Here is a 1,632-nt window from a genome sequence, read left to right as displayed (position 1 = left end):
ACTGGATCGTAGCCTAAAGCGACAATGATTGGGAATACGACCGGAATCGTAATCACTAGCATCGCTAGGGCATCCATGAATAACCCTAACAGAAAGTACATGATTAGAATACAAATCAGTACCACCATTGGGCTGACGGCCAATGTACCAATCCACGTTGCCAAGCTATAAGACAAGCGTGATACTGAGATAAAGTAGCCGAGCGCTTCAGCACCAAGCAGCATAAAGAAAACGACTGCAGAAAGAGCTAGCGTCTCAATCAATGATTGCTTAAGCCCTTTCATGCGCATACCTTTGGCAAAAGCATAAGCCCATGATACAAAAGCACCAACCGCCGCGCCTTCTGTTGGGGTAAATAACCCAAAGAAAATACCAGCGATAATCACGATGAAGATAAAGCTAAAAGGAATCAGACCTGTCAAAGAGATTAATTTTTGTTTCCAAGAAGTAGATTCCCCGCGCTGTGCTAAATGGGGCTTCCAGCGCACCATAATCATGACCGTGATTGAATACATCACCATGCCAAGGATACCTGGTAAAAAACCGGCGATAAACATATCACCGACTGATTGCTGAGTTAAAATGGCATAGACCAGTAGCGCAATACTGGGCGGAATCATAATTCCCAAAGTACCACCAGCCGCTAAAATACCGCAGGCAAAGCCTGGCTGATAGCCGTATTTTTCCATTTGTGGCAAGGCCACTTTGGTCATGGTAGACGCCGTTGCCAATGAAGACCCTGAGATGGAGGCAAAAATACCAGATGAGCCAATACCAGCAATACCCAGACTGCCCCTTACGCCACCAAAAATGGTTCTAGTTGCATCAAATAACTTTCCTGCCATACCTGAATGAGAAGCAAAGACGCCCATCAGAATAAATAAGGGAATCGCACTAAAATCGTATTTTGCTAAAACATCGACCGGTAAGTCTTTGAGCATCTGCACGGCACCAATAGGCGCTGTCACAGCGCCAAAGCCAACCAGACCCACTCCTAACATGGCAAGTGCAACAGGAACACGCAGCATGACCATCGCAATCATACATAACAAACCAATGGCACCAATAATTTCTGGACTCATGCGCCTGTCTCCTCAGCGTCAAAGAACTCGCCTGTTTTAAAGATATTGATTGATTCGATCAATGATCGAATGGCAAGTAGAATGCTTAAGAAGGCACTGATAGCGTAGATGGGCATCATCGATATTCGAAGGTCTTGGGTAACTTTGCCATACTGTATCGCATCAAAGGCGCTTTCATAAAGGCCCCATGCGAAGACAATACCGATAATAAAGAAACCCATCATAAAGGTGCCCATCATGTAGCCTTTAAGGGCTTTTGACATCTTTTGAGTAAAGACATCAACAATGATTTGTGAGCGTTCAACAAAAGCAGCAAAGGCCCCGAGTAAAGCAAAGAGCATAAAGTAAGAGACGATCTCAACGCTGCCTTTAACTGTAAATCCAAACTCACCACCGGTGAGCTTGAAGATATAGCGTGCGATAACATCTAGCATGGTGGCCAGTACAATAATGATAAGACTGATACCACCAATAAGCTGACAAAACCTTGAGATAAGGGTGCTAAGTTTGACTAAAAACGCCATGTGACCACTCCTTTAGGTTAGACCTT

Annotated in this window: 2 protein-coding genes; both read right to left on the bottom strand. The window is 44.5% G+C overall.

Annotated features, from left to right (window positions below):
• A partial coding sequence (locus FQ084_RS13150; RefSeq protein WP_149491075.1) for a TRAP transporter large permease occupies nucleotides 1-1,082 on the bottom strand: 1,082 nt, incomplete at its 3' end.
• Nucleotides 1,079-1,606 (bottom strand): TRAP transporter small permease, encoded by a 528-nt coding sequence (locus tag FQ084_RS13145; RefSeq protein WP_149491074.1) that lies wholly within the window; start codon nucleotides 1,604-1,606, stop codon nucleotides 1,079-1,081. The genes FQ084_RS13150 and FQ084_RS13145, both read right to left, overlap by 4 nt.
• Nucleotides 1,607-1,632: the final 26 nt, after the last annotated feature.

The organism is Psychrobacter sp. ANT_WB68 (assembly GCF_008369115.1).
In the GTDB taxonomy this organism is placed as follows: domain Bacteria; phylum Pseudomonadota; class Gammaproteobacteria; order Pseudomonadales; family Moraxellaceae; genus Psychrobacter.
This window is presented reverse-complemented; position numbering and strand designations above follow the sequence as displayed.

What these genes read in the sequence shown, in the direction of transcription:
- FQ084_RS13145 (WP_149491074.1), bottom strand. Translation starts at nt 1,606, where the DNA reads ATGGCGTTTTTAGTCAAACTTAGCACCCTTATCTCAAGGTTTTGTCAG.